7 protein-coding genes are annotated in these 8,201 nt (G+C 75.1%); 6 read left to right on the top strand and 1 reads right to left on the bottom strand.

The genetic code is table 11. The features are described 5' to 3' along the window. The first annotated feature begins 93 nt into the window (after window positions 1–93). From ACSNOB_RS21450 to ACSNOB_RS21430, 5 genes are all read left to right on the top strand, one after another. Window positions 94–1,047: an amidohydrolase family protein gene (locus tag ACSNOB_RS21450; RefSeq protein WP_436688250.1), complete on the top strand. Its 954-nt coding sequence runs from the start codon at window positions 94–96 to the stop codon at window positions 1,045–1,047. A 62-nt stretch (window positions 1,048–1,109) separates the two neighbouring features. Continuing rightward, the gene (locus tag ACSNOB_RS21445; RefSeq protein WP_436688249.1) at window positions 1,110–2,567 is read left to right on the top strand and encodes an argininosuccinate lyase; all 1,458 of its coding nucleotides are present in this window, start codon (window positions 1,110–1,112) and stop codon (window positions 2,565–2,567) included. 40 nt (window positions 2,568–2,607) lie between these two features. Continuing rightward, complete coding sequence (locus ACSNOB_RS21440) at window positions 2,608–3,537, top strand: ROK family protein (RefSeq protein WP_436688248.1); 930 nt, start codon at window positions 2,608–2,610, stop codon at window positions 3,535–3,537. Window positions 3,538–3,636: 99 nt separating this feature from the next. Beyond that, the gene (locus tag ACSNOB_RS21435) at window positions 3,637–4,305 is read left to right on the top strand and encodes an SMI1/KNR4 family protein (protein ID WP_436688247.1); all 669 of its coding nucleotides are present in this window, start codon (window positions 3,637–3,639) and stop codon (window positions 4,303–4,305) included. A 61-nt stretch (window positions 4,306–4,366) separates the two neighbouring features. Further along, entirely contained in the window at window positions 4,367–4,786 is a 420-nt protein-coding gene (locus ACSNOB_RS21430; RefSeq protein ID WP_436688246.1) for an MmcQ/YjbR family DNA-binding protein, read from the top strand. Window positions 4,787–4,919: 133 nt separating this feature from the next. Here ACSNOB_RS21430 and ACSNOB_RS21425 read toward each other — a convergent pair whose 3' ends face one another. Beyond that, window positions 4,920–5,246 carry a hypothetical protein gene (locus ACSNOB_RS21425; protein WP_436688245.1) on the bottom strand — a complete coding sequence of 109 codons (327 nt, stop codon included), beginning with the start codon at window positions 5,244–5,246 and terminating at the stop codon, window positions 4,920–4,922. A 386-nt stretch (window positions 5,247–5,632) separates the two neighbouring features. Here ACSNOB_RS21425 and ACSNOB_RS21420 point away from each other — a divergent pair, with 386 nt between their 5' ends. Further along, a complete protein-coding gene (locus ACSNOB_RS21420; protein ID WP_436688244.1) occupies window positions 5,633–8,065 on the top strand; it encodes a M14 family metallopeptidase in 2,433 nt (810 codons plus the stop codon). Window positions 8,066–8,201 lie beyond the last annotated feature (136 nt).

Here is an 8,201-nt window from a genome sequence, read left to right as displayed (position 1 = left end):
GCGGGGCGCCGCCCCACCACCCGCCGGCGGTCCGTCGGCCGGCGCCCCGCCGGCCGGTCCGGCGACCGACGGGCCCGAGCCCGAGGAGGTACCGTGACCGTCGACCGTGGACTCGACGTCGTCGACTTCCACCTGCACTTCCGCATCGGCGCCGACGAGACGGTCCGGGGCTGTGAACACGCCGCGGGCATGCACCCCGGCGGCGAGCACGAGCGGGCGGTACGCGCCGCCGGCTCCGCCCCGTACGCCAGGCAGTGGCGGCAGGCGTGGGGCTTCCCCGACCCGGAGCCCCCCGCGCCCCGGTGGCAGGACGAGGCGGACCGGTGGGCCGAGGAACTGCGCGCGGTGAACATCCGCCGGGCGGTCTTCGTCACCGGCGGCGGCAACGACACCGTCGCCGACGTGGTGGACCGCCACCCCGACCTGCTGCTCGGCTTCGCCCACCACGACCCGTACGGCGCGGACGCCGCCGCCGAGCTGGAACGCGCGGTGGTCGAGCGCGGCCTGCGCGGGCTGAAGCTCTTCGCCCCGCTGCTGCGCGGTCCGCTCGACGACGAGGCCCTCGACCCGCTCTGGGGCACCGCCCAGCGCCTCGGCGTGCCGGTGCTGATCCACATCGGCCACTACGGCAGCGCCGGCGGCCTCTCCCACGGCCGGTACGGCGGCCCGGACGAGCTGGCCCGGATGGCCCGCCGCTTCCCGGAGTTGGCGGTGGTGGTGCCGCACTTCGGCGTCCAGCACGTGCAGGACCTGCTCTTCGCCGCCTGGGGCTGCCCGAACATCCACGTCGACACCTCGGGGTCGAACCAGTGGGTGCGCTGGATGCCGTACAAGCTGACGCTGGAGGACCTGTTCCGGCGCTGCTACGAGACCATCGGCCCGCACCGGATCGTGTTCGGCAGCGACTCGTCGTGGTTCCCGCGCGGCTACGTCACCCGCTACCTCGACGACCAGCTGCGGATCTGCCGCGAGCTGGGCCTGCCCGACGACCACCTGCGCGCGATCTTCGCCGGGAACGCCGAGCGCCTGCTCGGCCTGGACCGCTGACCGGCTGACGCCCGGGCGCGGTGTACGGCCGCGCCCGGCACGGAAGGAAGTAGAGAACCGTCATGAGCACACCCGCGCTGACCACCTACCAGCGGCACCACCTGCGGCCGACCTACGACCACCACGTCGGGTACCTGTTCCCGGCGATGGTGCGCGCCAGCCAGGCGCACGTGGTGATGCTGACCGAGCAGGGACTCGTCCCCGCCGAGCGGGGCGCCCGGCTGCTGCGCGGGCTGGCCGAACTGCGCGCCGACACCACCGGTGCGCCGGAGTTCGACGGCACCTTCGAGGACACCTACTACCTGATGGAGAAGCGGCTGGCGCAGGCGTGCGGCATCCCCACGTCCGAGCTGGACGTGCAGATGGCCCGCAGTCGCAACGACCTCGACGCCGGCGTGTTCCGGATGCTGCTGCGCGACCAGCTGCTCGGGGTGCTCGACCGGGTCCTCGCCGCCGGCGCGACCGCCCTGGACTCCGCGCACCGGTACGCCGACGTGGTGATCACCGGCTACACCCACCGCCGGCCGGCCCAGCCCACCACCATCGGGCACGCCCTCGCGGGCTACGCCGAGGCCCTCGCGGGGGAGGCCGTCGCGTACGCCGACCTGATCGAGACCCTCAACACCTCGCCGCTGGGCTCCTGCGCGTTCGCGGGCACGGACCTGGACATCGCCCCGGCCCGGGTGGCCGAGCTGCTCGGCTTCGACGGCCTGGTCACCAACTCCTACGAGGCGGTGGCCGGCGCCGACCACCTCGTGCGGGTCGGCACCCTCAACGCCCAGGCCCTCGCGACCGGCGCCCGCCTGGCCCGTACGCTGATGGACTGGCTGAGCTGGCGCTGGGTGACCACCCCCGGCGACTTCACCCAGGGCAGCAGCATCATGCCGCAGAAGCGCAACCCGGTGGTGCTGGAGCACCTCGTGTCGATGGCCGGGGCCGCCGCCGCCGACGCCGCCTCGGTGCTCAACAACGTCGGCGCGGCCTGGTGGGAGGACTCCAACAACGCCACCACCGACGTGCAGGTCCGGCTCTGGGAGAGCAACGACCGCGCGGACCGGTTCTTCGCCCTGCTCGGGGGCTTCCTCGCCGAGATCGAGCCGCTGGAGCCGCCGTCGGCCGAGGAGATCGTCGCCTCCGGCGCCACCACCACCGCGGCCGCGGACGCGCTGACCCGCCACGGGGTGCCGTTCCGGGCCGCCCACTCGGTGGTCGGCCGGCTGGTCCGCGGTGGCGCCCCGGACACCTGGACCGCGCAGACCGTCCGGGCGGCCGCCGAGGGGATCGCCGACGGGCTGACCGACGCGGCGGTCGCCGACCTGATCGCCGCCGCCGTACGTCCCGAGCTGGTGCTCGACCGCGCCCAGGTCGACGGCCCCGGCACGGGCGCCGTGCGGGCCCAGGTGGCGGTGCTGCGGGGCACCTTCGAGACGGTCGCCGGCCGGCTGTCCGCCGTCCGGGACCGGCTGGCCGCCGCCGACGAGGCGCTGGACGCGGTCGCCGCCGAGCGGGCGGGCCGATGAACGCGCGCGGCGCGGCGGTCGTGGCCGCGGGGACGGCACGGTGAGCGTGCGGCTGGCCGGTCGGGCCGCCGAGACCGCGCCGGTGGCCGGCGACGCGGGCGTGCTGCTCGGCATCGACTTCGGCGGCACCAAGATGGCGGTCGGGGTGGCCGACGGCGAGGGCCGGCTGCTGGCCCGCGAGCGGGTCCCGACGCACGCCGAGGAGGGCGCCCCGCAGGCCCTGGAGCGGGCGCTGGAGCTGGCCGCGAGGCTGGTGGGGGAGGTCGGCGCGCCGGTCGCCGCGGCCGGGATCGCCTCGCCCGGCGTGGTCCGCCCCGACGGGATCGACCTCGCCCCGAACGTGCCCGGCTGGGATCGGCTGCGGCTCGCCGACGCGGTCCGGGACGCGTTGGCGGTGCCGGCGGTCGCGGTCGACAACGACCTGAACGCCGCCGCCCTGGCCGAGCTGCGGATCGGCGCGCTACGCGACGCCGACCCCGGCCTGGTGGTCGGCCTCGGCACCGGGGTCGCGGCGGCGGTCACCGTGCGCGGCGCGGTGCTGGCCGGTCACCGGGGCGCGGCCGGCGAGATCGGGTACGCCGTGGCCGGCGGCCCGTGGCCGGGCACGATGCTGGAGCTGGACTTCTCCGGCCGGGCGCTGGACGGGCTCGCCGACTCGCTCGGCCTCGCGGGCGGCGCGCCGGGGCTGGCCGCCGCCGCCGAGGACCCCGGCCCGGCCCGGGACGCGCTCACCGCCCGGGTGGACGAGCTGGCCCGGCACCTGGTCACCTGCTGCCTGCTGCTGGACCCGCAGCGGGTGGTGCTGGTCGGCGGGGTGGCCGGCAACGGGCTGATCCGTAACCTGCTGGGGGAGCGGCTCGCCGCGGTCCTGCCGTACCCGCCGGAGGTGCTGCTGTCCCGGTTCGCCGACGACGCCGCGCTGCTCGGCGCGGTCATCCTCGCCCGCGAGGCGGTCCCCACGCCCCGGTGAACGTCCGCACGGCCCGTGCCGCCCCCGCCCCGTGCCGTCCGGGCGCGGGCCGGGGACGGCCACCGCCGGTTGTCGGCGCCCCCCGGTAAGGTGCCGCCCGTGACGCACACCGACTGGTCCGACGTACGCGGACGGCTCGCCCGGCTGGCCGCCCACCCCGGCGGCGACGGGGTCTTCGGTGCCCCCACCCATCGCTGGACGCTCGAGCCGCCGCTGCGCGCCGGGGAACTGGCCGAGTTGGAGGGGCAGTTACGGGTCGAGCTGCCCGAGGAATACCGGTCGTTCCTGCTCACCGCCGGTCGGGGCGGGGCCGGTCCGGCCTACGGGGTGTTCCCGCTGCGCAGGGTGGACGGGCGCTGGGCGTGGGAGGGCGACGGCGCCAACCTCACCGATCGGGAGACGCTGCACCAGCCGTTCCCGCACACCGAGGCGTTCAACCCGGCCGACGGGCTGCCCGAGCCTCCCGACGAGGACGACTACGACACCGTCGAGGCGTTCACCGAGGCCGAGGACGCCTACTGGGCACTGCGCGACAGGCTGCTCTGCGTCCCCGAGCACTCGATCGGGCTGCTCTACCTGTGCCACCTCGGCTGCGCGAACCGCGAGGCGCTGGTGGTCAGCGGCCCCGCACGCGGGCAGATGTGGGCCGACGACACCGCCGACGACGGCGGCTTCCGGCCGCTGCTCGACGACGACGGCACGCCGGTGGGGTTCGCCCGCTGGTACCGGCGCTGGCTCGACGAGGCGGACGCCGCCGTCCTCGGCTGACGCGCGGCGGGCCCCGGCGGGGGGCGGTGGAAGTGTCGGAGGTGGCGGTTACGTTCGCGCCATGACCGCCCCCGGAGACGTGCCGCCCGAGTTCCTCGACCGGCTGCGGCCCATCTGTCGCGAGCTGCCCGAGACCTATGAGGAGCCGGCCTGGGTGGGCGTGCGCTGGCGGATCCGCAAGCGGACCTTCGCCCACGTGCTCACCGTCGACCCCGGCCACCAGACGGCGTACGCCCGGGCGGCCGCGACCGACGAACCGGCCTGCGTGCTGACGTTCCGCGCGCCCCTCGACGAGGTCCACGCGCTCGTGGCCGGCGGCCACCCGTTCTTCAAGGCGGACTGGGGCGCCGACGTCATGGGCATGGTGCTCGACGAGGGCGTCGACTGGGCCGAGGTCGGCGAGCTGCTCACCGAGAGCTACCGCCTCCTCGCCCCGAAGAGACTCGCCGCCCAGCTCACCGGAGCGGCCGGGCGGCCCTGAGGCGGCCACGCCCCGCCCGGCGGGCCGGGTGGCACCCGACCCGGGCGCCCACCCCTGCCCCGGCGGAGCCGGCCGCGTACGCCTCCCGCCCGCACGCGGCGACCGAGGGACGTCTTGGTCCGCGTGCGGCGCCCTACGCCGCCGTCGCCCTCGGCGCGGCCGGCCGGGCGCGGCGGGCCGGCACCGCGGGCAGACCACCGTGCCCGTTGCCGCTGTCCGCCTGCCCGTCGGTGGACGGCTGGGCGGATCCGGTCCGGGCCACGCGCAGCGCGAGCTGGGCATTGTTCCACGCCGGGCAGGGCCAGGCCTGGCCCGTGCAGAGCAGGTTGCGGCAGCCGCCGTCCCCGTCCGGTTCGTGGGCGTCGGCCACGCCCAGGGCAAGCTTCCACAGCAACGGGTCGGTCACCTCGTCGGGACGGTCGTCCTGGTGATCGGACCGGTCGGTGTTGGCGTCGGACACGAGTGATCCCCCCTTGAGCGCAGGTGCGACCCCCACCATTCTCCAGCCGCGGGGTCGCTCAAACCTCTGTGTCGTCGTCGCGTGGCGGGCTCCCCGGTCGAGGGCGGCACTGCGGGGGATTGACAGACCACTTTGGGCACGCTGAGGATTGGCTCAGTCCACCGACCGTCACCGAAGCCGCCTCCCGTCCACCAGCTCGACGATGTGTCCGCAGCTCGGCGACGCGGGCAGCGTCGGTCCGCCGCAACCGGACACCCACCACCTTCCTTCCACCGGGTCGTGACGCCGCAGCGTGGCGCGCGACCGACGGGGCGGAGCCGCGTACCCCGGGCGGGCCCCTCGGCCGTCTCATTCGGTCACGTGCCGAGAAACAGAAGGGTCGACAGATGCGTGATCCCCTAGGTTCCCGGTGGCGACGCCGCCTGCCCCTCCCCGCCGCGCTGGCCGGGGCCATGGCCGTGGTGCTGCTGGTCAGCCCGGCCTCGGCCACCGCGCCGGTCGCCCCACCCTCCGTCGACCTGGTCCGGGCCGGCGACGAGGAGGCGAACGTCGTCGAGGTGCTGCTCGCCGACACCGCCCAACTGGACGCCCTCGTCGCCACCGGCGTCGACCTCGACCACCACGTCTCCCGCACCGAGGACGGCGTCGTCGCGCACGCGGTCGTCACCGCCAGCGAGGCCGCGACGCTGACCGCCGCCGGCTTCCGGCTCGGCGAGGTGCTGCACCGGCCCGCCGACGCCCGAAAGCGGGTGGCGGAACGCGAGGCGACCATCGCCGGGCACGCCGCGCAGAACCGGCAGTTCGCCGCCGCCGCTGCCGACCCGACCGCCCCGGACGTCTCCGACGTCAAGATCATCCGGGCGGACTACTACACCTCCGGCGCGGAGAAGATCCTCTCCGTCGAGGCGAAGTGGGCGCAGGGCCAGACGGCCGCGACCCCCCTCACCGTCGAGCGGGACAGCGGCCCGGGAACCGGGTTCGGCTCCGGCGGCACGCAGACGATCTCCCGCTTCGTCGACGCCGGCGTCTACCTGTACCACCGCGGCGCCGCCACGGTGACCAGCCGTCCCGACCGGATCCGGATCACCAGCCCGACCGGAGACGTGGCCGTCGCCACGGTGAAGGAGTGGCTGCCGACCCCGGGCACCGGCCCGGAGGGACCGGGCTACCAGAAGGACTTCGTCACCAGCTACCTGACGCCCACCGAGCTGTACGCGCGGATCCACCAACTGGCCGCCGAGTTCCCGCGGCTCGCCGAGATCGTCGAACTGCCGTACAAGACCAACGGCTACCGGCGGCACGCGCAGGCGGTGTTCGGCACCGCCACCGCCAGCCGGGTGGCGGTGGACTCCCTCGCCTGGGGCCACCGGGGCGGCAACGACCTCTCGGTGGAGATCCTCGACCCGGGCGCGGCGAACGCCCCGCTGTCGGTGACCGTCACCGGCACGGCGATCCGCGTCGCCCTGGCCACCGACGGCGCCGGCGCGGTGAGCAGCACCGCCGCCCAGGTCGTCGCGGCCCTCAACGACCGGGCCGGGACGCTGGTCCGGGCGTACACCTACCGGGGCAGCCCGGGCACCGGCGTGGTCGCGCCGGCCGCGCGGACGCCGCTCAGCGACGGGCTGAGCGCGCCAGCCAGCGTCTCCCGGGAGCCGCACCCGGTGTACGCCATCCGGATCGGCAAGCACCGCGACGGCTCGAAGCTGGGCGTGCTGGCATACGCGCAGGAGCACGCCCGGGAGTGGGTCCCGCCGCTGGTCACCATCGAGACCGCCGAGCGGCTGCTGCGCAACTACGCGCACGACGGGCAGACGAAGCAACTGCTCGACAACCTCGACATCTGGATCGCCCCGTCGGTCAACCCCGACGGCGGCCACTACTCGTTCTACGACTTCAACTCCCAGCGCAAGAACATGACCAACCACTGCCCGTCGACCGGGGCGGCCGACTTCCTCGCCCGCAACTCGTGGGGCGTGGACAACAACCGCAACTACACCGAGTACAGCCTCTTCGACGGCTACTCCGGCGCGTCGGCGAGCTGCACCAGCGGCACGTACGCCGGCCCGAGCGAGCTGTCCGAGCCGGAGAACCGCAACCTCGACTGGCTGGCGGCCCGCCCGAACATCAGGTTCTCGATGAACTTGCACTCCTCCGGCAACTACTTCATGTGGTCGCCGGGGGCGTACGCCCTGCCGGACCGGGTCTCCGCGCCGCGGCCGACCCTGGCCGAGGAGTCCGCGTTCTGGGGCGCCTCCTCGCGGATCCTGACCGCCATCAAGCGGCACCGCAACATGGCGGTCACCCCGGCGCGTACCGGCCCGATCTCCGACGTGCTCTACTCGGCGGCCGGCAACTCCGGGGACATGCTCTGGTACAGGTACGGCATCTACGCGTGGAACTTCGAGGTCGGCACCTCGTTCCAGCCGGAGTGGGACGAGGCGCACGCCGAGACGATGGAGTTCGCCAACGGGCTGGTCGAACTGATGCGGGTGGCGCGCGACTTCGCCAGGGACAAGGCGCGACCGCACAGCACGCTGGCGGTCGCGCCGAGCGCGACGCCGGGCATGGTGAACGTGACGTTCTCCACGAGCGAGCCGGCGGCGGTCTTCTACACCCTCGACCGGGGCGCCCCGACGTACGCGTCGACGCTCTACGGCTCCGCCGGCATCCGCGAGGGCGGGGAGACGCTGACCGTCCCGGCGGGAACCACGGTCCACTGGTTCTCGGTGGACTCGGCCGGCAACGTGGAGAACAACTACCGCCCCGACGGCAACGGCAGGAACTACCGCAGGGGCGAGGCCGTCCTCCCTGCCGGCTGAGCTCGTCCGGCCGGTACCGATGGCCCGTGGTGCCGCTGCCGCGCAGCCGGAACGGCGCGGACCACCCCCGGGTGGCCCGCGCCGTTCCGCCCTACCGGCTGCCGGTCCGGCGATCGGCGGGTTGTGGCAGGTGAGC

Origin of the sequence: Micromonospora sp. URMC 106 (genome assembly GCF_051386395.1) — a bacterium.
In the GTDB taxonomy this organism is placed as follows: Bacteria; Actinomycetota; Actinomycetes; order Mycobacteriales; family Micromonosporaceae; genus Micromonospora.
This window is presented reverse-complemented; position numbering and strand designations above follow the sequence as displayed.